The 21,637-nt window shown below is 46.3% G+C and carries 29 protein-coding genes; 11 read left to right on the top strand and 18 right to left on the bottom strand.

Annotated elements, in window-relative coordinates; all coding sequences use genetic code 11:
* Positions 1-21 precede the first annotated feature (21 nt).
* Complete coding sequence (locus tag ACI0FF_RS10590; RefSeq protein ID WP_188665963.1) at positions 22-378, top strand: hypothetical protein; 357 nt, start codon at positions 22-24, stop codon at positions 376-378.
* Here ACI0FF_RS10590 and ACI0FF_RS10585 read toward each other — a convergent pair.
* The 10 genes from ACI0FF_RS10585 to folK form a co-directional block, all read right to left on the bottom strand.
* Positions 375-650, bottom strand: coding sequence for a hypothetical protein (locus tag ACI0FF_RS10585; protein WP_419796823.1), 276 nt, complete (start codon positions 648-650; stop codon positions 375-377). The genes ACI0FF_RS10590 and ACI0FF_RS10585 overlap by 4 nt on opposite strands.
* A gap of 44 nt (positions 651-694) precedes the next feature.
* Positions 695-1,609, bottom strand: a complete 915-nt coding sequence (era, locus tag ACI0FF_RS10580) for a GTPase Era (protein WP_419796822.1) — start codon at positions 1,607-1,609, stop codon at positions 695-697.
* Positions 1,606-2,298 carry a ribonuclease III gene (gene rnc, locus ACI0FF_RS10575; RefSeq protein ID WP_419796821.1) on the bottom strand — a complete coding sequence of 231 codons (693 nt, stop codon included), beginning with the start codon at positions 2,296-2,298 and terminating at the stop codon, positions 1,606-1,608. The genes era and rnc overlap by 4 nt, the downstream gene beginning before the upstream one ends.
* 3 nt (positions 2,299-2,301) lie before the next feature.
* A complete protein-coding gene (lepB, locus tag ACI0FF_RS10570; RefSeq protein WP_419796820.1) occupies positions 2,302-3,006 on the bottom strand; it encodes a signal peptidase I in 705 nt (234 codons plus the stop codon).
* A gap of 62 nt (positions 3,007-3,068) precedes the next feature.
* On the bottom strand, positions 3,069-3,479 hold the full coding sequence (acpS, locus tag ACI0FF_RS10565; RefSeq protein ID WP_419796819.1) for a holo-ACP synthase: 411 nt from the start codon (positions 3,477-3,479) through the stop codon (positions 3,069-3,071).
* Positions 3,476-4,219 (bottom strand): pyridoxine 5'-phosphate synthase, encoded by a 744-nt coding sequence (locus tag ACI0FF_RS10560; protein ID WP_419799700.1) that lies wholly within the window; start codon positions 4,217-4,219, stop codon positions 3,476-3,478. The genes acpS and ACI0FF_RS10560 overlap by 4 nt, the downstream gene beginning before the upstream one ends.
* A complete protein-coding gene (locus tag ACI0FF_RS10555) occupies positions 4,209-4,814 on the bottom strand; it encodes a DUF2062 domain-containing protein (RefSeq protein ID WP_419796818.1) in 606 nt (201 codons plus the stop codon). Before ACI0FF_RS10555 ends, ACI0FF_RS10560 begins: the two co-directional genes overlap by 11 nt.
* A gap of 8 nt (positions 4,815-4,822) precedes the next feature.
* Positions 4,823-6,979 carry a RelA/SpoT family protein gene (locus ACI0FF_RS10550; RefSeq protein WP_419796817.1) on the bottom strand — a complete coding sequence of 719 codons (2,157 nt, stop codon included), beginning with the start codon at positions 6,977-6,979 and terminating at the stop codon, positions 4,823-4,825.
* A gap of 12 nt (positions 6,980-6,991) precedes the next feature.
* Complete coding sequence (gene rpoZ / locus ACI0FF_RS10545; RefSeq protein ID WP_419796816.1) at positions 6,992-7,381, bottom strand: DNA-directed RNA polymerase subunit omega; 390 nt, start codon at positions 7,379-7,381, stop codon at positions 6,992-6,994.
* A gap of 72 nt (positions 7,382-7,453) precedes the next feature.
* Complete coding sequence (gene folK, locus ACI0FF_RS10540) at positions 7,454-7,969, bottom strand: 2-amino-4-hydroxy-6-hydroxymethyldihydropteridine diphosphokinase (RefSeq protein ID WP_419796815.1); 516 nt, start codon at positions 7,967-7,969, stop codon at positions 7,454-7,456.
* Between the two features lie 109 nt (positions 7,970-8,078).
* Here folK and ACI0FF_RS10535 point away from each other — a divergent pair, with 109 nt between their 5' ends.
* Genes ACI0FF_RS10535 through ACI0FF_RS10520 form a run of 4 tightly spaced genes read left to right on the top strand, consistent with a single transcriptional unit; the run spans position 8,079 to position 10,138 of the window.
* Positions 8,079-8,681: an NYN domain-containing protein gene (locus ACI0FF_RS10535; RefSeq protein WP_419796814.1), complete on the top strand. Its 603-nt coding sequence runs from the start codon at positions 8,079-8,081 to the stop codon at positions 8,679-8,681.
* A gap of 6 nt (positions 8,682-8,687) precedes the next feature.
* Positions 8,688-9,338: a uracil-DNA glycosylase gene (locus ACI0FF_RS10530; protein ID WP_419796813.1), complete on the top strand. Its 651-nt coding sequence runs from the start codon at positions 8,688-8,690 to the stop codon at positions 9,336-9,338.
* Between the two features lie 16 nt (positions 9,339-9,354).
* Positions 9,355-9,966: a bifunctional phosphoserine phosphatase/homoserine phosphotransferase ThrH gene (gene thrH, locus ACI0FF_RS10525; protein WP_419796812.1), complete on the top strand. Its 612-nt coding sequence runs from the start codon at positions 9,355-9,357 to the stop codon at positions 9,964-9,966.
* Positions 9,959-10,138 (top strand): DUF4169 family protein, encoded by a 180-nt coding sequence (locus ACI0FF_RS10520; RefSeq protein ID WP_417820799.1) that lies wholly within the window; start codon positions 9,959-9,961, stop codon positions 10,136-10,138. Before thrH ends, ACI0FF_RS10520 begins: the two co-directional genes overlap by 8 nt.
* Positions 10,139-10,212: 74 nt before the next feature.
* Here the strand turns inward: ACI0FF_RS10520 and ACI0FF_RS10515 are convergent, their stop codons facing one another.
* Complete coding sequence (locus ACI0FF_RS10515; RefSeq protein WP_419796811.1) at positions 10,213-10,437, bottom strand: DUF4170 domain-containing protein; 225 nt, start codon at positions 10,435-10,437, stop codon at positions 10,213-10,215.
* Positions 10,438-10,765: 328 nt separating this feature from the next.
* On the opposite strand from ACI0FF_RS10515, the gene ACI0FF_RS10510 reads away from it, so the two are divergent.
* On the top strand, positions 10,766-11,059 hold the full coding sequence (locus ACI0FF_RS10510; protein ID WP_419796810.1) for a hypothetical protein: 294 nt from the start codon (positions 10,766-10,768) through the stop codon (positions 11,057-11,059).
* Between the two features lie 95 nt (positions 11,060-11,154).
* Here the strand turns inward: ACI0FF_RS10510 and smpB are convergent, their stop codons facing one another.
* Both smpB and dapA read right to left on the bottom strand, forming a co-directional pair.
* The gene (smpB, locus tag ACI0FF_RS10505) at positions 11,155-11,637 is read right to left on the bottom strand and encodes an SsrA-binding protein SmpB (RefSeq protein WP_188665931.1); all 483 of its coding nucleotides are present in this window, start codon (positions 11,635-11,637) and stop codon (positions 11,155-11,157) included.
* Positions 11,638-11,641: 4 nt separating this feature from the next.
* Positions 11,642-12,514 carry a 4-hydroxy-tetrahydrodipicolinate synthase gene (gene dapA / locus ACI0FF_RS10500; RefSeq protein ID WP_419796809.1) on the bottom strand — a complete coding sequence of 291 codons (873 nt, stop codon included), beginning with the start codon at positions 12,512-12,514 and terminating at the stop codon, positions 11,642-11,644.
* A 221-nt stretch (positions 12,515-12,735) separates the two neighbouring features.
* On the opposite strand from dapA, the gene ACI0FF_RS10495 reads away from it, so the two are divergent.
* Genes ACI0FF_RS10495 through ACI0FF_RS10485 form a run of 3 tightly spaced genes read left to right on the top strand, consistent with a single transcriptional unit; the run spans position 12,736 to position 16,288 of the window.
* Positions 12,736-14,727, top strand: coding sequence for a lytic transglycosylase domain-containing protein (locus ACI0FF_RS10495; protein ID WP_419796808.1), 1,992 nt, complete (start codon positions 12,736-12,738; stop codon positions 14,725-14,727).
* A 15-nt stretch (positions 14,728-14,742) separates the two neighbouring features.
* Positions 14,743-15,441 (top strand): haloacid dehalogenase type II, encoded by a 699-nt coding sequence (locus ACI0FF_RS10490; RefSeq protein WP_419796807.1) that lies wholly within the window; start codon positions 14,743-14,745, stop codon positions 15,439-15,441.
* A complete protein-coding gene (locus ACI0FF_RS10485) occupies positions 15,434-16,288 on the top strand; it encodes an alpha/beta fold hydrolase (protein ID WP_419796806.1) in 855 nt (284 codons plus the stop codon). The genes ACI0FF_RS10490 and ACI0FF_RS10485 overlap by 8 nt, the downstream gene beginning before the upstream one ends.
* A gap of 58 nt (positions 16,289-16,346) precedes the next feature.
* Here the strand turns inward: ACI0FF_RS10485 and ACI0FF_RS10480 are convergent, their stop codons facing one another.
* On the bottom strand, positions 16,347-16,811 hold the full coding sequence (locus ACI0FF_RS10480) for a bactofilin family protein (RefSeq protein ID WP_419796805.1): 465 nt from the start codon (positions 16,809-16,811) through the stop codon (positions 16,347-16,349).
* Positions 16,795-18,105, bottom strand: coding sequence for a peptidoglycan DD-metalloendopeptidase family protein (locus ACI0FF_RS10475; RefSeq protein WP_419796804.1), 1,311 nt, complete (start codon positions 18,103-18,105; stop codon positions 16,795-16,797). The genes ACI0FF_RS10480 and ACI0FF_RS10475 overlap by 17 nt, the downstream gene beginning before the upstream one ends.
* Before the next feature lie 254 nt (positions 18,106-18,359).
* Between ACI0FF_RS10475 and ACI0FF_RS10470 the strand changes: the two genes are divergently transcribed.
* On the top strand, positions 18,360-18,854 hold the full coding sequence (locus ACI0FF_RS10470) for a phosphatidylglycerophosphatase A family protein (RefSeq protein WP_419796803.1): 495 nt from the start codon (positions 18,360-18,362) through the stop codon (positions 18,852-18,854).
* A gap of 4 nt (positions 18,855-18,858) precedes the next feature.
* Positions 18,859-19,344 (top strand): CinA family protein, encoded by a 486-nt coding sequence (locus tag ACI0FF_RS10465; RefSeq protein WP_419796802.1) that lies wholly within the window; start codon positions 18,859-18,861, stop codon positions 19,342-19,344.
* Here the strand turns inward: ACI0FF_RS10465 and ACI0FF_RS10460 are convergent.
* Genes ACI0FF_RS10460 through ACI0FF_RS10450 form a run of 3 tightly spaced genes read right to left on the bottom strand, consistent with a single transcriptional unit; the run spans position 19,326 to position 21,595 of the window.
* Positions 19,326-19,766, bottom strand: coding sequence for a type II toxin-antitoxin system RatA family toxin (locus ACI0FF_RS10460; RefSeq protein WP_419796801.1), 441 nt, complete (start codon positions 19,764-19,766; stop codon positions 19,326-19,328). The two genes, ACI0FF_RS10465 and ACI0FF_RS10460, sit on opposite strands and share 19 nt — an antisense overlap.
* Before the next feature lie 15 nt (positions 19,767-19,781).
* Entirely contained in the window at positions 19,782-20,726 is a 945-nt protein-coding gene (lipA, locus tag ACI0FF_RS10455) for a lipoyl synthase (protein ID WP_419796800.1), read from the bottom strand.
* Positions 20,727-20,758: 32 nt separating this feature from the next.
* The gene (locus tag ACI0FF_RS10450) at positions 20,759-21,595 is read right to left on the bottom strand and encodes an arsenite methyltransferase (protein ID WP_419796799.1); all 837 of its coding nucleotides are present in this window, start codon (positions 21,593-21,595) and stop codon (positions 20,759-20,761) included.
* Between the last annotated feature and the right edge of the window lie 42 nt (positions 21,596-21,637).

The following is a 21,637-nucleotide window of genomic DNA, read 5'->3' as shown; positions in this document are numbered from 1 at the left end:
GACAACATAAGGAATAAGGCTGTGGGACGTCAGACACCTGTCGATATGGTCATCAAAAAACTACGCAAAAAACTGGGACCGGATCCGCTTCTTTGTAACGAGGAGCACCGCATTCAAGTAACTGACGAAGACAACGGTTGTCTTTTTGCCAGTGTAGAACACGATCTTGAACCCAATTGTACGTGGTTGGGCCTCTATTCAGAAGAGTTGGAAATGGATTTTGATGTCAAGATCGATGAAAGATCAGGCAAAATTCTTAAAGACAAGAAGATCAAAGCAGTGAACGAAATGATTAAGTTCACTGGTGTAGACGTATTTGTCGATACGCTTGCTGAAAAGATTCTTGCCTTTAATGAGGAGCTGCGCAGCAGCCGCTAATAACCTGTCAGGCCTGTGACTGAGGCAAGGATCAATAAACCAGACGTGAGAATGGGGAAGAAGACATATCCCCAACTCAACGCCATTGTTATTTTAAACAGGCGGCTCTCCGTACATTTTTTATGGAGAAAAATGCCAAGGGTGCCGATAAGTACAGCTAATATGGGAAGTTCAAAAAAAGTACTGGTGTAGATCGCAAACAACCCATAATCCCACCGCATTTGTTCGGGGATAAGCCACAAGGTCAGGCTTAACAGCCAAACAGCGGACATTAAAACAGCGGAAATAGGAAAGAAAATCATAGGCTTAATATGGTTTACGCGTTGTAATCCAGTCCCCAGTAATTGAAACGTTCCGGATCATCGCCCCATTTGTCACGCACTTTAACAAACAAGAACAGGTGAACACGACAATCAAGGATTTCTTCAAGCTGTTTTCGGGCATTGGCACCGATCGCTTTAATCTGTTGACCGCCTTTACCGAGAATAATTTTCTTCTGACCATCACGGGCAACGTAGATGATTTGTTCTATTTTGACGCTGCCGTCTTTCTTTTCTTCCCATGTCTCTGTTTCAACAGTGGTTGAATAGGGAAGTTCCTGACGCAGTTTAAGATATAGCTGTTCTCGGGTGATCTCAGCTGCCAAAAGACGTTCCGGCATATCAGAAACTTGATCTTCTGGGAAAAGCCACGGACTTTTTGGAAGCTTCTTTGCAATAAAATCAACAAAATGATCCAAGCCGTCCCCTTTGATGGCAGAAACCATAAAGGTATCTGTGAAGATGCCTTCATCATTCAATTTCTGCGTCAATTCTAGTAAGGCAGCTTTGTCCACCAGATCAATCTTGTTGATAATCAGGATGGCTGTGCGTTTCTGTTCTTTCAGGGTATCGATGATGCTTTGTGTTTCGTGGCTGATGCCACGTTTCGCGTCGATTAATAAAACGATATGATCGGCATCGGCTGCCCCTCCCCATGCGGCGGCAACCATGGCGCGGTCTAGGCGGCGTTTGGGGGCAAAAATCCCAGGTGTATCCACAAAAATGATCTGGCTATCGCCATGCATCATAATGCCCAATACGCGGGTACGTGTGGTCTGTACCTTGGGGGAGACGATGGAGACTTTTGTGCCGACCATATGGTTGATTGCAGTGGATTTACCGGCATTAGGTGCGCCAACAAAGGCGACAAAACCGGCACGTTGATTGGCAAAATCGTTTTGCTCTGTCATTTATTTTGATCCAAAAGTACATCTAAAAGGGTACCGGCAGCAGCCTGTTCAGCTTTGCGTTTTGAGGTACCCCGTGCGCGTTGCGGTGTATGGTTTAAAACCCTGACTTCAATTTCAAAAACAGGGGCATGTGCAGGACCTGTTTGTTCAACAATCTTGTAGGCAGGCAGAGGTAAACCGCGACCTTGCGCCCATTCTTGCAAGGCAGTTTTATTGTCTTGGGGCGGTGTTAGGTCTTCTTCGACCAGTTCGGCCCAAAAACGTGAAATAAAGGTCTGCGCGGCATTAAATCCGCCATCCGTGAAAATAGCACCAATGACGGCTTCGCATGTGTTGGCGAGTATAGCGGGGTTTTCACGCCCCCCACTTGCTGCTTCCGCCGGGAGCATATCAATATATTCACCAAGTGAGATGGTCTCGGCAACGCGAGCCAAGGCTTCGCGGCGAACCAAGGCGGTGTGACGGCGTGCCAAATCCCCTTCCCTGTCTTTAGGGAAGCGGTTGAAAAGCATATCGGCGACGACGAGGCCGACAACGCGATCCCCTAGAAATTCGAGACGTTCGTTATCGACGCTTTGGCCGTCTTTTTTACGACGATGTGTGCTGGAATGAACAAGGGCCAGTTTTAAAGTGGCCCTGTTGGTAAAGGCGTAGCCTATCGTGTCTTCAAGCTGTGCCGGGTCAAGCATATGTTATTCAATACCTGTAAAGAGGCGGGAAAAGCGAATAGCAGACAAATCCCAGATCGGTTCCAATGTGTCTTTAGAATAAAAGAGAAATTCTGCGCGACCAACCAGATTTTTCGCCGGGATAAAGCCAACATCGGAAATCCAGCGGCTATCTTGTGAATGATCACGGTTATCACCCATTGCAAAATAATGTTGCGGCGGAACGGTATAGACGGGCGTGTTGTCATTCCAGCGCCAGTTATCGCTGACTTCTGCAATGAGGTGCTTTACCCCATTGGGAAGCGTTTCCATATATTTGGTCGTACGTTGTACGCTGCCATATTGGTCACGGGAAACAAATTCGCCCAGTTTCTCACGTTTGACAGCTTCGCCATTAATATGGAGAATACCATTGGTGACCTGAATTTTATCACCCGGCAAACCGACAATGCGTTTGATATAGTCTTTAGACGTGTTGGTCGGCAATTTGAAAACGGCGACATCACCGCGTTTCGGTTGGCTTTCAAAAATGCGTCCATCAAACAAATTAACGCCGAAGGGCAAGGAATAGGTGCTATATCCATAAGAAAACTTGGATACGAACAAGTAGTCCCCGATCAAAAGTGTCGGTTTCATTGAGCCGGATGGGATGTTGAAAGGTTCATAAGCGATGGTGCGGATGCCCAAGGCAAGAACAATTGCCCAAAAGACTGTTTTAATCGTATCCATGAATAAGCTTTAATTTCTCGTTAAATTTGAGGGAAGATGAATCCAACCTTATGAGCATCTTGTCAAGCATCATCTGCCTTTGCAACGGCAGAAATAATGACAATAGCGTGGGCCATAGGGTATTCATCCGTTAAGGAAATATCGATTTGTGCTGTCATACCTTCGGGAACTAAGCTATCCAGACGATCTTTTGCCCCACCGCGCAATGTTAGGGTTGGCTTACCGGAAGGTAGGTTATCGTTTATAAGGTCGCGCCAAAAAACCCCTTCGCGGAACCCTGTGCCCAAGGCCTTGGAAGCTGCTTCTTTTGCGGCGTAGCGCATGGCAAAACCATTTGCTGTATGGGCGCGCTTTTTTACTTTTTCAATTTCTGAAGGGGCATAGATCCGTTCGATAAAGCGGTCTCCGAATTTTTCCAAAGTCTTTTCTATGCGCCGGATATCAATAAGATCCGTCCCTATGCCGATGATCATTTTTGAATGCTCATACGTGCTTCGTTCATCAGACTGCGCATTTTTTCCATTGCTTCGGCCAGTCCACAGAAAATAGCTTCCCCAATCAGGAAATGTCCGATGTTAAGTTCAACAATATTGGGAATTTCGGCAATGGGTTTAACAGTATCAAAAGTCAAGCCATGGCCGGCGTGACATTCCAGCCCCAATTCATCGGCATAGGCGGCCGCCTTGATAATACGGTTTAATTCACGATCACGTGTAGTCCCTGTTTCATCGCAATAAGCCCCTGTATGGAGCTCAATAACCGGGGCACCAAGTTCTTTGGCGGCTTCCAGCTGCGCCGGGTCTGCCTCAATGAAAAGAGAGACCCGCATGCCAGCATCAGATAGTTTGGCGACAATCGGTTTCAGATGTTCGAATTGCCCCTTTGCATCCAAACCGCCTTCTGTGGTGCGCTCTTCGCGTTTTTCAGGCACAATACAAGCTGCGTGCGGACGGTGGCGCAACGCAATGGAAACCATTTCGTCGGTTGCAGCCATTTCAAAATTAAGGGGTAGATTAATTTCGTTCGTCAGTCGGGTAATGTCGTTATCGGAAATATGGCGACGATCTTCACGCAAATGTGCCGTAATACCGTCAGCACCCGCACTTGCGGCCAATTGGGCTGCGCGTACAGGATCGGGAAAAGACCCGCCACGTGCATTTCGAATAGTCGCGACATGATCGATATTGACGCCTAGGCGCAGTTTATTGGTCATCATGGGAATGTCCTTTGAACGTAGATTTTTGCGCAATGGCGTGTTTTTTTACACGACGGGCATGATAACGCTGAACCATGATTTTAATCGGAAAGAAAAATAAAATCCAGACCACAACAAAACAGGGGAGACCGCCGATAAACATGGGCCAGAGCACAGGCCATGCAATTTCACCAATATAGGCGAGATCAAGGCTTTTGACCGCTGTAAGCAGATTTTCGAAGAAGCTGATAAAATCCAAATCACTTGCGGCATGAACGTCCCCTGCCCCCATCCATAACCCTAATCGATAAATACCAATCCAGATGAAGGGAAAAGTCCAAGGGTTGCCAACCAATGTGCCGATCCATGAGGCCAATAGATTACCGCGCATCAACCATGCAAATAAAGCCCCACCAGCCAGATGAAGGCCGACAAAGGGGGTAAAGGAAATGGCAGCCCCGCAGGCAAAACCTGCTGCGATGCTATAAGGTGTTCCGGGCAAGCGGGCAACGCGATGTCCAACATACTTTGAAGATCGTTTCCATCCGATAGAAGGCCAAAAGAAACCAGATATCCGCTGCAAAAATGAAGGTTTGTTGCGACGTCGAAACATATCCGCTCCTAGCTTCTGGAACGTTCAACGGAATTGATTTCCGGTGTCGCGCGCAAAGCCGCAATGATATTGGTTAGATGGCGGACATCGTCCACTTCTACATCAATGATCATTTCAAAAAATTCTTGGGTACGGTTCATGATTTTAAGGTTGTGGATATTACCGTTGTTTTTGGCAATGACCATAGAAAGTGCACCCAGTGCCCCTTTGTCGTTGATAACCATCAGCTTCATGCGTCCTACGTGTTTGGCCGAGATATCGTGCTGTGACATATCCCAGGATACATCCAGCCAACGTTCCGGCTCGTTTTGGAATTGCATGAGGCTATCACAATCAATTGTATGAATTGTGACACCGCGCCCGGTTGTTACGATACCGACGATCCGGTCCCCGGGTAAGGGATGACAGCAACCGGCAAAATGCATCGCCATGCCGGGAATCAGTCCGCGAATAGGGACAGAGTCTGCAGACGGTTTGTCTTTATGAGACTTAACCGGAATTTTTGTCGATGTTGTGGTTTTCTTGGCCTTAATGCCAGGGAAAACGGCCTCAACGACTTCGCGTGCCGGTGTGTGGCCACTGCCAACTTCTGCGATCAAGTCTTCTGCGTCTGTAACGTTAAACTTTTTAAGAACGCCGTTCAGTGCTTTTTCGGAATACTGGTAATCTTCCTGTTTAAAGGCGCGTTGCAGCATGATTTTGCCGAGGGCAAGATATTCGTCGCGTTGTTGCAGGCGGATATATCGCCGAATACAGGCGCGCGCCTTGCCGGTAACGACAAAACGTTCCCATGTTGGGGATGGTTGCGGGACTTTGGACGTAATAATTTCGACTTGGTCACCGTTTTGTAATTCTGTGCGCAAGGGAACAATGCGACGATTGATTTTTGCACCAACACAACGGTTGCCGATTTCAGTATGAACAGCATAGGCAAAATCGACTGGTGTTGCCCCGCGCGGCAAGTTAATCAAGTCACCTTTTGGTGAAAAACAGAAGACTTGATCTTGAAACATACTCAGTTTTGTATGTTCCAAAAATTCTTCGGGATCATCTGCACTGTCCAGAATATCTAATAACTCGCGCAGCCAACGATACTGGCGCCCTTCGGTCATTTGGCTGTTTGAGCCACCCTGTGCCTTGTAGTGCCAATGTGCAGCCACACCGTATTCGGCAATTTCATGCATTTCACGAGTGCGAATTTGAATTTCGATACGATGATGGTCCGGTCCGAAAACACCAGTGTGCAGAGATTGATATCCATTTGGTTTTGGTGTGGACAGATAATCTTTAAAACGACCCGGAACAACCGAATATTTACCGTGGATAATACCAAGCGTGCGATAACAATCTTCAACGCTATCGACAATGATGCGAAAGGCCATGATATCGCAAAGCTGTTCAAAACCAACATCTTGGCGCTGCATTTTGCGCCAGATAGAATATGGGGCTTTTTCCCGCCCGGTAATATCGGCCTCTATATCCTGTTCTTTTACCGTATCGCGCAATTCTTTGAGAATGCGCCCGACCAAGCCGCCACCTTGTTCGCGCAGGAACTCCAGCCGCGTGATAATGGAATCGCGTGCTTCCGGGTTCAACTGGGCAAAGGACATATCCTGTAGTTCGTCCTTTATTTCATGCATACCGATCCGTTCCGCCAATGGGGCGTAAATTTCCATTGTTTCGGCAGCGATACGATGGCGTTTTTCCTCTTTTTTAATAAAGTGGATCGTGCGCATGTTGTGCAGGCGATCTGCCAGTTTGACCAACAGGACGCGAATATCATCAGACATGGCAATAACCAGCTTACGCAGGTTTTCTGCCTGTTTGGTATGTGAAGATTGTAATTCGATCTGTGTTAGCTTGGTAACGCCAGACACCAATCTTGAAACACGTTCACCGAAGGCATTTTCAATATCTTTTTGTGTGACTTCGGTGTCTTCAACAGTGTCGTGCAGCAACGCTGTAATGATGGTGTCCGTATCCATTCGGTAATCGGTCAGGATACCGGCAACTTCCAGCGGGTGCATGAAATAAGGGTCGCCTGAGGCACGTTTCTGCGAGCCGTGTGCCTTCATGGCAAAAACATAAGCGCGGTTGAGGGCATCCTCATCCGCGCTTGGATCATAGGCCTTGACCCGCTCAACCAGCTCATATTGACGGATCATGGGGTCTTTTCCTTAGTCTTCGTCGTCGATTTCAACTTCGTCTTGGAAAGCAAAGGCGCCAGCAGCATCCAATGTGGCGCTGTCGTCTTGTGCATTTAAGGCATCAGCCAGCGCATCTGCGCTTTCTTCGATTTCATTTGCATTATCTTCGGCGTCGTCATCTTCGTCACGAGACGGTGCCATGCGTTGTGAGCCACGGATCAAGGACTCTTTCAATTCAGGGATTGCAATGGTCTCATCAGCGATTTCACGCAAGGAGACGACCGGGTTTTTATCGTTGTCACGATCCACAGTCAGTTCAGCACCAGCGGAAATATCGCGTGTGCGCTGCGCTGCAGACATCACCAGCTCAAAGCGGTTTGGGATCTTAACGATACAATCTTCTACGGTAACGCGAGCCATTAAGTCGTCACTCCAAAATATATAAAAATGCGAAGGGCGCAAAATATAGCGCCGATACCTGTTTAATCAAGCCTATTCTTGCATGATCGGGCGAATAATCTGATCTTTTGGCAATTGTTGCACCAAATCTGAAAGGTTTGATTTCAGTTTTGGGTGTATCCATTGCGGGTTGAGGTCTGTCAATGGTAGAAGAACAAAGGCCCGTTCATGCATGCGCGGGTGTGGCACGCAAAACGGTTTGTCTTCAATTCTCCCCTCATCCTCAATGATTTGGGTGTGGTAGGCGATCAGGTCAAGGTCTAGAACACGTGGTGCATTGGCTTCTGAGCGAACACGACCAAACTCGTGTTCAACTTTCAGAAGCTGCTTTAATACATCACGGGCACTTAAGTCCGTTTCAATCGCAGCAACGCCGTTTACGTACCAAGGCTGGTCTGACATGGGAACCGGTGCGCTTTCATACCAAGATGAAACTTTTACAACATGTAAATCAAAGTCGCAAAGACGCTTTATACAGGCATTTAATGTTTCGACCGGGCTACCGTGAACAGGGGATGGCAAGTTTGCGCCAAGTCCGATGTAAATCATGTGATAAATCCTTGCGAAAAAAGAGATTTCGCGTAATATGTTAGTCGTTTTTATAGTGTTGCCGCCGTATTTTGGCAATGAATTTATACTTTAACAATTGGAAATAAAGATGATTTTTTATCCTCAAGAACGTATGGGTTTATTTATTGATGGTTCCAACCTTTATGCCGCCGCCCGCGCCCTGAATTTCGATATTGACTATAAACGTCTCTTGGAAGTGTTTGCCAGCAAAGGGCATCTCATACGTGCGTTTTACTATACAGCTTTGGTTGAAGATCAGGAATATTCCCCGATTCGACCGCTTGTCGATTGGCTCGATTATAATGGCTATACCATGGTCACAAAACCGACCAAGGAATTTACCGATGCACAAGGGCGTCGTAAAATTAAAGGCAACATGGACATTGAACTGGCTATTGACGTTATGGAAATGGCTGAGCACCTCGATCATATTGTTATTTTCTCCGGTGATGGTGATTTTCGACGTCTTGTTGATGCTGTTCAGCGCAAAGGGGTGCGGGTTACTGTGGTCAGTACGGTTCGATCCAACCCGCCAATGGTTGCCGACGAATTGCGCCGCCAAGCCGATAACTTTATTGAACTGAGTGATTTGGAAGATACGATTACGCGGCCACTTGGAGGCGGCTCTTCTCAACCGACCTTTGATGACGATTATATCGATGACGAGGAAGAAGAAGACTACGACGAGTAAGTTGCAATGACTTTCAGTGCCCCTTCTACACCGGAACACGATTGTGGACTTTGTCCGCGTTTGGTTGAATTCCGTGAAAATAATCGTGAAAAATTCCCGGATTTCTTCAACGGTCCTGTGCCTTCATTTGGTCCGCTTGAGGCACAGTTATTAGTCGTTGGGTTGGCACCCGGATTGAAGGGGGCCAATTGTACAGGGCGTCCCTTTACGGGTGATTATGCAGGGGATTTGCTTTATCCCACGCTGAAAACATTTAATTTTGCGTGTGGTGATTATGGGGCAAGTCCGGATGATGGTTTTGAACTGCACAATTGTCGAATTACCAATGCGGTACGTTGTGTTCCGCCGCAGAACAAGACTATTGCATCAGAAGAACGCGCATGCCGTCCCTTTTTGATTGATGAAATGGCTGCCATGAAGAATTTGCGCGTTCTGGTCGCCTTGGGTGCTGTGGCGCACAATGCGGTGATCCAGACATTGGGGCTTAAAAAAGCACAATGGAAATTCGGTCATAATATACGCCATGACCTTGGGAATGATTTACCTGTTCTGTTCAACAGCTATCACTGTTCGCGTTACAACACGAACACAGGTCGTTTAACGGAAGAGATGTTTCACGATGTATTTCGTTCCGTCTGTGCAGAATTAAATGTTTAATTTAAGGGGAAAATAAATGGAAATCGTATGTCTTGATCTCGAAGGGGTTTTGATCCCTGAAATCTGGGTCAATTTTGCAGAAAAAACCGGAATTGAAGCCCTGAAACGGACCACGCGGGATGAACCGGATTACGATGTTCTCATGCGGTATCGTTTGGATATTCTTGATCAAAACGGTTTGAAGATGAAAGACATTCAGGATGTCATCGACAGTCTCGGCCCTTTGGAAGGGGCGCGCGATTTTTTGGGTAAATTGCGTGAAGACTTTCAAGTGGTCATTCTTTCCGACACATTCTATGAATTTGCGGAACCTTTGATGCGCCAGTTGGATTTGCCGACCCTATTCTGTCATCGCCTGATTGTGGATGAAAATGACCGTGTTGCTGATTATAAATTGCGCCTGAGCGACCATAAACGCAAAGCGGTTGAGGCCTTTAAAAAGCTGAACTTTTATACGATTGCAGCCGGTGATTCCTATAACGATACAACGATGTTAGGCGAAGCCGATACCGGCATCCTGTTTAGCGCACCGGATAATGTGATTGCTGAATTTCCGCAATTTAAAACAGCCTTTAAATATGATGAATTGATGGCTCATATTCGTACAGCGAGCCCGCGTTTTGGCTGATATTATCAATTTACGGCAAAAGCGAAAGCAAAAGGCGCGTACCGATAAAGAAAAACAGGCCGAAGAAAATCGCGTGAAATTTGGACGCACAAAAGAGCAGAAGAAAAAAGAAGCATTTGAAGCAGATAAGCTGCGTAAAAATGTAGATGATGCAAAGCGCGAGGACGAATAGGCCTCATATGATCAGTTAAAAAAACGCTCCCTCAAATATGGGGAGCGTTTTTTTGTGTCTGATGTTTTTTCGACTTATTCGGATTTGTCCGGGTCGAGCATCTTGTGCATATGGACGATCACATATTTTGTGTGTGCTTCGTCTACGCGCGCCTGACTGGCACCGCGCCATGCATTCAATGCAGATTCGTAGCTGGGGAAAATACCGACGATATCAAGATTGTCAGGGTCGACAAAATCATTGGTTTGCGGATCGGCAACTTCACCGCCAAAAACCAAATGAAGCAGAGGCTTCTCCATAGAGCTTTCCTTTTCAAGTAAAAGTAACAAACAGCGAAATTTTTAATAAATATACGCATGCAATATGTGTATTTCAATCAGTTATTTTAATAAATATTTGGTATTACCAAGAAAAAGGTAATACCGGACAGTTATTACATGTATTTATCGTTTATTTTTATTTTTTATATTTAAAAATTTTGAATGTGTACAAATATAGGCAGGTAATCACGTTCTTGTGATCCGTTGTGATTCCCCTTCTACATCAGAAATGTGAGACAAACTATTTATCGGCATTGTTCAACACGCCGCTTTTATATGTTTCTATTTCAATCTGGAGGTTTCCAATATGTCCGTCATTAGCAAAAAACAAATGATCAATGGTGTGGCCTGTGCTGTTTTGGTTGGTGCGATGAGCGCCGCTGTCGTTCCGTCTGTGCAAGCCGCTTCTGTAAGTGGTGCGTTTGAAGTTGCCGGTAATCCGTGCGCAGCGAACCCCTGTGCTGCAAAAAATCCCTGTGCAGCGAACCCTTGCGCGGCTAAAAACCCGTGTGCTGCGAAAAACCCGTGCGCAGCAAAGAATCCTTGTGCAGCCAATCCTTGTGCGGCTAAGAACCCTTGCGCTGCTAAAAAGAAAATGTAATCCACCTGCCTTTATTGCGCAGATTACTCTGTATAAATTAAAAATGCCCCAGCTTGACTATGCCGGGGCATTTTTCTTTTTAGGGGAGGCATGGTCTAATATTTCTCACGCATGAGGCGTGCTTTATCACGTTTCCAGTCGCGATCCTTGATGCTGTCGCGTTTGTCGTGACTTTGTTTCCCTTTGCCGATTCCAATAGCGACCTTGGCGATACCGCGATCATTAAAATGAATGTGTAAAGGAACCAATGTATAGCCCTTCTGTGTCGACATACCGAGGAGCTTATCCAATTCCCGTCTATGAACCAGCAATTTGCGCATACGCTTGGGTTCGTGATTGAACCGGTTGCCACCTTCATATTCCGGGATATTGGCGTTAATGAGATAGAGCTCACCATTTTTTTCGGCAGCATACGATTCTTGAATACTGGCACGACCATTGCGCAAGGATTTAACTTCCGTACCAGTCAGAACCATGCCGCATTCAATAATATCTTCGATAAAATAGTTATGGCGCGCCTTGCGGTTTTGTGCCGCAATGCGCGCCGAAAAGTCGTCTTTTTTGTTTTTAGAAGCCATCTTCTTAGATCATATCAAGATCGGCCAATACCTTGCGGACGCGTTCTTTGCTGGTTTCGGAAATTTCGACCAGCGGTAAACGTGTTTCAGAAGAACAACGGCCCATCAGTTCGGCAGCATATTTGACCGGACCGGGGCTGCTTTCACAGAACATGGCATTGTGCAGCGGCAACAGTTTGAACTGAATGTCCATTGCTGTTTTTGTGTCGCCATCACGCCATGCGCGTTGCATATCAGCACAGAGTTTCGGGGCAATGTTAGCGGTAACAGAGATGCAGCCTGAACCACCTGCGGACAGGAACTGAACCGCTGTTGCATCTTCGCCGGACAATTGGCAAAAATCCGCGCCACAGCCCAGATAGGTGTTAAGCGGACGCGTTAAATCGCCTGTTGCATCTTTGACGCCAACGATATTGGGCAGCTTTGACAATTCAGCCATTGTTTCCACGGCCATATCAATAATCGAACGACCAGGGATATTATAAATGATGATTGGCAGATCAACAGCGTCATGAATTGCTTTGTAATGGGCAATTAAACCGGCCTGTGTCGGCTTGTTATAATAGGGTGTTACAACGAGACCGGCTGCGGCCCCTGCTTCCTTCGCATGTTTCTGCAAGCTGATGGCTTCGGCTGTGTTGTTTGAACCGGTACCGGCAATCACCGGTACACGTCCCTTGGCCGCTTCAAGACACAGTTCGACAACGCGATGGTGTTCTTGGTGGCTGAGAGTCGGTGATTCACCTGTGGTGCCGACCGGGACGAGTGCATCAGACCCTTGCTCGATCTGCCATTCAACGTGATCTTGGAACGCTTGTTCATCGATCTGACCGTTTTTGAACGGCGTGATCAGGGCAGGAATAGAACCCTGAAACATGATTATCTCCTTGGAATGTGCGAGAAATTTCTCGGCACACAAAATTATATTACTTTAAGAACTGGGGAACATAGCTCTTTCATTGTCAATGGGCAAGAATTCTAAATGAAAAAAGTATGTCACAACCCTTGCTAGGCGGATTGCAGGCTTTTAAAGTGTGTTTTCAAGTAACGAACATTAGAAGGTATCGTTGCAGGAAATAACATGGAATAGGAAGGCTCGTGGCTGTGCATCGACTAGACCGATTAAGCAGAACAATTTTTGTTTGTGCATTTGTTTTATGGGGGCTTGGATCATTGCATACGGCAATGGCAAAGCCTTTGTCTGAGCGCGATTACAAGATTGCGAAGGACGCTTTTGCACAAGCGAAAAACAAAAAATGGAAAGCGGCATTGGACCGCGCGGTAAAAGCCGATAATCCGTTACCTGCGAAACTTATTCGCTGGATGCAAATTGTGGATCCGGTGAAGGATGTGCCATTTCAGGAAATTGCAGCTTTTATTGCGCATAATTCAGATTGGCCGCGTCAGTCAGCATTGCAACGTCGTGCCGAAGAAGCTATGTCGGAAGCCATTCCACCAGAATCCGTCATTCAATGGTTTAACGGTCGTCAACCGCTTAGTGCAAACGGTCATATTCGATTGTCTGCGGCTCTGTCTCAATTGGGACGTGAACAAGAGGCACGTGAACAAATTCGTAAATCGTGGCGGGAAGTAAACTTTGGCCGTCACCAGCAAAAAGATTTTTATAAACGCTATAAATCCGAATTACGTTATGAAGATCATATTGCACGTCTGGACCGTTTATTATGGCAGGGGCGATATTATACCGCACGCCGTATGTTGGGGTATGTCAAAAAAGATTGGCAACATTTGGCAGAGGCACGGCTGGCCTTGCGTAAAATGCGTGGCGGTGTGGACCGGGCTATTGCCCGTGTGCCAGAGGAATTGAAAGATCATCCGGGCTTGTTGTTTGAACGTATGCGTTGGCGCCGGATTAAAGGACGTGAGGAAGATGCACGTACGTTGTTGTTTGAGGCCCCCGATGTGGTCCCCTACCCTGAAATTTGGTGGAAACAGCGATCCATTATGGCCCGCAGTGCTGTGCGCGATGGTTATTACAGCGAAGCCTACCGAATGGTAAAAAATCACGGTTTAACCGAAGGCGCCGATTATGCAGATGCAGAATGGATTGCCGGTTGGATTAAGTTGCGTTTTCTACAAGAACCCGAAGTGGCGCTTACTCATTTTCAAAATTTGTACGAGGCCGTGCAATACCCGATTAGTAAAGCACGAGGTGCCTATTGGATTGCACGTACGATGGAAAGCTTGAAACGCACAGAAGAAGCCAAAAAATGGTATGAGACGGCGGCGCTGTATCCTACGGCCTATTATGGTCAATTGGCCGGTGAGCGTATGAACAAGCGTATTCAGGTCGAATTGAATGAAAAAGCCAAGCCGAACCGTCAGGAACGGATTTTCTTCCATCAAAGTGATTTGGTTGATGTTGTAAGCTTCCTAAAACGTATGGGGGAACGTGACCTTATGCGCCACTTCATCTATCAACTGAATACCATGAGTACGACGGCGGGTTGGCGCACGCTGGTTGCTGAGTTGGCGATTGATGCCGGACGACCTGATTTAGCGGTGTACGTAGGGAAGAAAGCCTTGCGTGAAGGCCATGGTGTTATCGAAGCCGCTTACCCTTTGCTTGATCAGAAGCTCATTAGAAAAACGCCAGAATCTGCTTTGGTGCATAGTGTAGTGCGTCAGGAAAGTGCCTTTTATGAACGTGCAACCAGCCGTGCCGGTGCGCGTGGTTTGATGCAATTGATGCCGCGCACAGCACATCGTCTGGCGAAACAGAAAAATTACAAGTACTCTCGCGATAAGTTAACAAAGAATCCAAAGTTGAATGTATGGCTAGGTAGTGAATATCTGGATGATCTTTTAAAGAAATTTAAAGGATCCTATGTGCTGACTTTATCTTCTTACAATGCTGGTCCGCATCGTACGCGGCAATGGATCCGTGAATTTGGTGATCCACGTACCGATGATCATGATTATGTGATAGACTGGGTTGAGCAAATACCTTTTAATGAAACGCGAAATTATGTACAACGTGTGCTGGAAAATTTGCAGGTATATCGCTATCGATTAAAGTCCGAAGAAGTTGCGACTTCTTTAGAGGGGGATCTTCAGCGCAAGCAATGATTTGAGAGACGTGGGATGACGCAACAGTTTAGAAATATTGAAGTTTGTATATTCGATGCTTATGGCACTTTATTTGATGTTGCAGCTTCTGCGCGTCGATGTGCAAGTGATATAGGGGATAATTGGCTGGATTTTTCCGCGTTATGGCGAAAGAAACAAGTCGAGTACACTTGGTTACGTACTTTGATGGGCAATTTTCAGGATTTCTGGCATGTGACGGGTGATGCGTTGGATTTCACAATGGAAACCTTTAACATGTCTGACCCGGCTTTACGTGCAAAACTGATGGAATTGTATTTGAAGCTCGATGCCTATCCCGAAGTCGGCACAATGCTGAAAAATCTCAAAGATAGAAATATTAAAACGGTTATTCTTTCGAATGGCTCACGCACAATGTTAACCAGTGCGGTGCGAAAGTCCGGGCTTTATCATTTGTTGGATGGTGTTTATTCTGCTGATGATGTTGGGGTTTTTAAGGTTCATCCGAATATTTATGAATATGTGTGTAGCCAATTGGATATTGACCCGTCACAAGGGTGTTTTTTATCGGCAAATTCATGGGATGCTGCTGGGGCCTCTGTATTTGGTTTTCAAGTGATATGGGTTAATCGATTTGGACAAAAACAGGAAAAACTAGGCCCAAATGCTGTTCCACAAAATATCATTCGATCTTTAGATCAATTACCAGCATTGGTTTTGAGCGCTGATGAATAAATATGTTGAAAAAGAAATCAGTGCGGCTGATGGGTTGCGATTATATGTACGTGATTACCATGGAACAGATCAGGCAAAACGTCCGGTCCTATGTCTGTCTGGTCTGACACGGAATTCGCAAGATTTTGAAAATATAGCAGATCATTTAAACAACTTGGGTCATCGGGTTGTGGCGTTTGATTATCGCGGACGTGGAAAATCTGAATATGATACCAATTGGGGAAATTATAATCCCAGTGTTTATGTATCTGATATTTTTAATGTCGCGTCTGCCCTAGGGCTTCATGGATGCCTCTTGATCGGGACTTCACTTGGTGGTCTGTTGAGTATGGCGATGTGTGTCGTGTCTCCCGGTTTGGTGCATAGCGTGATTTTAAATGATGTTGGCCCGGATCTTGATGCAACAGGTGTGGAAAAAATTATTGCCTATACAGGGGATGGAGCAAGTGTGGCAGATCTGGAAGGTGCCGTGCATAAATTGAAAAAACACTACAAAGATGAACATGGCTTTGTAGATGTTGACTGGCATCGGATTGCTCAAAAAACCTATAAATTGGAAAAAGGCCGCTATGTCCCAAGCTGGGATGTGAAAATTGCCGATAGCCTCCGCCATAGTACGGCAAATGATCAAAAACAGGATTTATGGCCTTATTTTTATGCCTTGGCTGATCGTCCGGTTTTATTGATCCGAGGGGAGGCTTCCAGTGTTTTTAAACGGGAAACGTATCAGCGGATGCTTGAAAGCCTGCCTGATATCAGCGGGGTTGAGGTGAAAGATGTTGGTCATGCCCCGACTTTGGATGAAAAAGATGTTCGACAGGCCGTTTTGGATTTTGTCTCCAGATAAAAATAAAGACCGCTTTATTTCAAAAGCGGTCTTTAACAATAAAATCCAAAAATAAAATTTAGGCAGATGCCTTGGCTTTTGTGTCAACAGGTGCGGGTTTTACCGTATTTGGTGTTGCAGGCTCTACTTTTACACTCAGCTTAAACTCACCTTCGGCCAATCGTTTGCAATGGCCTTCAAGGAATGCACCTGTCTCGATTGACAAGTTGTCATGTAAAATATCACCGACCACGTGGGCGCTTTTAGCGAGGCTGACATTGCGTGCTTTTATTTGCCCGACGACTTTACCGTGTACACGAATGGACTCTGCAACAATTTCGCCCGTGATATGGGCTGTGTCACCGACAAGTAAATCATCGCTTTGAATATCACCAATAACCTTACCGTCAATTTGGATTTCACCATCACTTTTCAGGTTGCCGGTAATGGTCAAATCTTCACTGATAATGGACGGCGGAATACGTTTGTTTGGCGCGGAGCCCGCTGTGGATGTGGACCTTTTTTTACTAGCCTTGGAAAACATTGCGTCCTGCCTTTATAAATTTAAACGGGTCAACGTTTGTGCCATTTACACGTACTTCATAATGTAAATGCGCCCCCGTACTGCGACCAGTATTGCCAACCAGTCCAATTTTGGTTCTATAATCGACCGTATCACCTTTTTTAACGAGTGTCTTGTGAAGGTGACCATATCGTGTTTCTATGCCGTTCCCGTGATCAACCATGATGAAATTACCATAGTTCCCTTTCCAGCCAACAAAGGTCACTTTGCCGGGTGCGGTCACATAAACGGGCGATTTCTTCGATGCAGCCATATCAAGACCGTAATGAACAGCCCATCTTTTGTTCACAGGGTCGCGGCGTTTGCCATAACGGCTGCTGATATAATAATAATCCAGAGGCTGTGCCAAAGGCAAGGATTGTCGAATTCCTTGTAAGCCCTGCCAGCGGGCAAGATGTCGATCAATTGCGTTCAACTGAATTTCTTCAGGTGCGGGCATTTCGTCCGTTGATTTGCCTGTTGCAGCAATAAAGGGCCCACCAGATGCCGTCGTGTCTTGATCAATGTTGTTGAGCATTTTATCGGGATCAAGGCCTGCAATCGTCAGGATGTTTTCAATATCTGCGATTTCTTCACTGGCCTGATCGCTGACACGTTTGATCAACTCTTCCTGGCTTTGATTGAGGTGCGCCATTTTGATTTCGGCGGCACGGAGTTTTTCTTCAATGCGTTGTTTTTGAAGACGTGCTGTATTGCGTTCAGCCAGGGCCGTTTGCAAATCCATTTCCTTAAGGGAGAGATCACCTTTCAGGGAATAGTTGCGATTGGCAAGTTCACGCATGGATTCTTCAATCGAATGAAGTTGTGAATTCAATTGACGGCGCGCAACCTGTGCCTCTTTCCGTGCCGTTTCTGCCGATACCAAACGATCTTTATTTTCAAGAATATTTTGATCAAGGCTTGCCACCAATTTGGAATGGTTGGCTTCCAATTCATTGCTGATATTTGTAAATTTGCTTTGATATTCTGTCACTTCGCTCAGAAGGCTGCGATAGGCAACCTGAACACTAAGGATTTCCTTATCCTTGGCGAGGAGCTCGGAATCATGCAGAAAATGGGTTGCGCTCGTAAAGGCCGACCATGAAAGGAAGGCCAAAATTCCGGCGCTAACACTCATTTGAAAGCGTTTGGAGATACAGAAGTATTTGACGTCACCATCGGTGCGCAAGACCAATTGACGTTCGGGGAAATGTTTGTCAGTAAACTCTTTCGTTTTCTCTACAAAACTTCTGTGCCGTGTTTCAGAATTGCTCATGTGCCCCTAGGTATTGTTAGACAGCCCTGAATGTAACGTAATATTTTTAAACCATTAACAGGCTTTTATCTCAAATATTTGTCGGTGACATGATCGGAAATCTCCAACCAATCCACCGCTTTTATACAGTGGTTTGAGATGTAACGCTACGCCAATAATAAAAAAAATGTAATTTCTTTCCAATATCATTTGGTGTTCCTATGATACGTAAAGACTCTTAAAAAGATGTTATTTTTTAAACTCGGTATAAGATTGTGACTAACAATAAGAAATTAAATAAAAAATTTATCTTCTCTCCTGCGGGTATCTTGGCGACATGGTTTTTCTCGGGCCTTTTGCCCAAGGCTCCGGGGACATGGGGTTCTTTAGCTGCCCTACCTTTTGCATGGGGGATCCAATATTGGGGCGGTTGGCAGGCTTTGGCAGTAGCCACCGTTGTTGTTTTTCTTATTGGCTGGTGGGCCGCCCATGTGTTTGAGGCTGAATCCGGTGTCAAAGACCCCGGTGCCGTTGTGATTGACGAGGTCGCCGGGCAATGGTTGGTGCTTTTACCAGCTGGCTTGGATCCGTTGCTTTATCTGGTTGGTTTTGCCTTATTCCGCTTGGTTGATATTTTTAAACCTTGGCCGGCTTGTTGGTTTGATAAAAACGTACATGGTGGGCTTGGCATCATGCTGGATGATGTCGTTGCGGCCATTTACGGATTGATTGTCCTGTATTTCCTGAATATCCAGCTTACTGGGATGTAACTTTATGAAACTGGATCAATTGGCGACACAAACATTGCAAGCCTGCCGAGACCATCATTTAATGGTTGCGACGGCAGAATCTTGTACTGGTGGCATGATCGGGGCGGCCTTAACTGCGATTGCAGGTTCATCCGATGTGGTGGATCGTGGTTTTATTACTTATTCAAACCAGGCGAAAATGGATCTGCTATCCGTGGAAGCGGACGCATTGGACCAACAGGGGGCAGTCAGTGAACTGGTTGCCTTACAAATGGCACAAGGTGGATTGAGAGCGGCAAAAACGGATTTATGTGTTGCGGTAACAGGAATCGCTGGTCCTGGTGGTGGGAATGATGAAAAGCCAGTTGGTCTGGTTTTTCTGGCCTGCGCCAAAAAGGACAGCGCCCCGATTGTGGAGCGTCATGTTTTTGAAGGGGATCGTGATCAGGTACGTTTTCAGACAGCCAAGCGTGCGTTGGAACTGTTGAAAATTCAGGCGTTGGTGCCGTAAAGTTCGATGGCGCGTTTTTGAAAAGCCGACATCATCAATTGAACTGCTTCATTAAAAACAGCCCCCATGACCTTTTGCAATAAGGCGGAGCGAAATTCAAAATCGACAAAAAAGTCAATTTCACATCCGCCTTCCGGCTTGTCTGTAAATTTCCAGTGACTGTTCAGATACTTAAATGGACCGTTCTTATAGACGATCTTGACTTCTTTGTTGGAATCAAGGGTCACTTCGGATGTATATTTTTCACGGATCATTTTAAAACCGATAACCATATCGGCAATCATCACGTTATTTTCAACAGACCTTATACGGGTTGCCAGACACCAAGGCAGAAAATCCGGATAGGAGGCCACATCGGCGACGAGTGCATACATCTGCGCCGCCGAATAAGGGCTATGTTTTATTTCTGCATGTGTCGGCATGAATTCGATTTAAAGCTATTTCTGTTTCGCCAAAAGTTCTTCACGGGCGGCGCGCAGCTTTGCAAAATCGTGATCTGCGTGATAGCTCGATCTGGTCAGCGGGGTTGAAGAAACCAGCAAAAACCCCTTACGTTTGGCGATTTTTGCATATTCCTCAAACTCTTCCGGCGTCACAAAACGATCAATCGCTGCGTGCTTCGGTGTGGGTGCTAAGTACTGCCCAATGGTGAGAAAGTCAACATCGGCGCATCGCATATCGTCCATTACCTGAATGACTTCTTCTTTTGTTTCACCCAAACCAACCATAATGCCGGACTTGGTAAAGATATGTGGATCAATCTCTTTTGCTTGCTGTAAGACGCGCAAAGAGTAGAAATAACGTGATCCCAATTGAACAGATGGGAACAGGCGTGGCACGGTTTCAAGGTTATGGTTGAACACATCGGGCTTGGCTGCGACGACCTGTTCCAACGCCCCTTTTTTGCCCCGGAAATCCGGTGTTAGGATTTCAATCGTGGTGCCGGGTGATTTTTCGCGGATACGATCAATGCATTGTACAAACTGGTTCGCCCCGCCGTCATCGAGGTCGTCGCGATCAACAGAAGTGATAACCACATGTTTTGCCCCCATTGTGGCAACGGAAATAGAAACGTTTTCGGGTTCCATCGGGTCTGGCGCATTAGGTTTGCCAGTAATGACGTTACAGAAAGTGCAAGCACGCGTACAAATTTCGCCAAGGATCATGAAGGTCGCATGTTTGCGTTCCCAGCATTCCCCGATATTAGGGCAGGAAGCTTCTTCGCAAACCGTATGCAGTTTTTTATCGCGCATCAGGTCGCGTGTTTCTTTGTAACCTTTGGAAACAGGGGCTTTTACACGAATCCAAGCCGGTTTACGCTGGATCGGGTTGTCCGGGTTCTTCTGTTTCTCGGGGTGACGCAATTTTTGTGCTTCACTCATGCTTTTTGATCCTTTTAATGCTTCAGGTGTTCCTACCCACAGCAAGTCTTTGATGGCTTTATAGCTTCGATTGTAGCCGATGCCACATATTTTTCGATACCGCGTCCCGGTGCCCAGTCTTTGATATAGTCGCGGCTTTCTTCTTTCACGTCGATTTTAATCTGTTCAAATCCGGCTGTTTTCAACCATTTCGTCAAATCTTGTACCGAGGCCGCACCGGAAACGCAACCACATAGAAGTTCGGTATCTTTTTGAATGTCTTCAGGCATATCGTGTGTCTGAACAACATCGGAGATCGCAACACGTCCGCCGGGCTTTAATATACGATATGATTCTTCAATAACGCGGTCTTTACGCGGGGATAAGTTCACCACGCAGTTGGAAATGATGACATCAACCGTATTGTCTGCAATGGGCAGATTTTCAATTTCACCCAATCGGAAATCAACATTTGTTGCTCCGATTTTGTGTGCGTTGTCGCGGGCTTTGCGCAACATATCAGGTGTCATATCCACCCCGATCACCTGCCCGTTCTCACCGACCTGACGCGCAGCAAGGAAACAATCAAAACCGCCACCGGAACCAAGGTCCACAACGGTTTCACCCTGTTTCATCGCTGCAATCGCAGATGGGTTACCACATCCCAGTCCCATGTTTGCCCCATCTGGAACGGCGGCAAGTTCTTCATCGCTATAGCCGAAATTTTTGGCGAATTCTTCCGCACTCGGCACATCGGCGCCACCCGTTGCAGGCAGACAGCACCCGGCGTTGCCACCGGAATTGGCGATAGATGCATAGCTTTCAGAAACAGCTTTGCGCACATCGTCTTCGGACTGAATTTCTGTTTGTGGGCCGCAGCAACTGGACATGGAAAACCTCTTAAAATAATTGTGAAGACAAAGACAGGGAAG

The sequence above is a fragment of the Terasakiella sp. 4MB5A genome, from assembly GCF_050058155.1.
Classification (GTDB): Bacteria; Pseudomonadota; Alphaproteobacteria; order Rhodospirillales; family Terasakiellaceae; genus Terasakiella; species Terasakiella halodenitrificans.
This window is presented reverse-complemented; position numbering and strand designations above follow the sequence as displayed.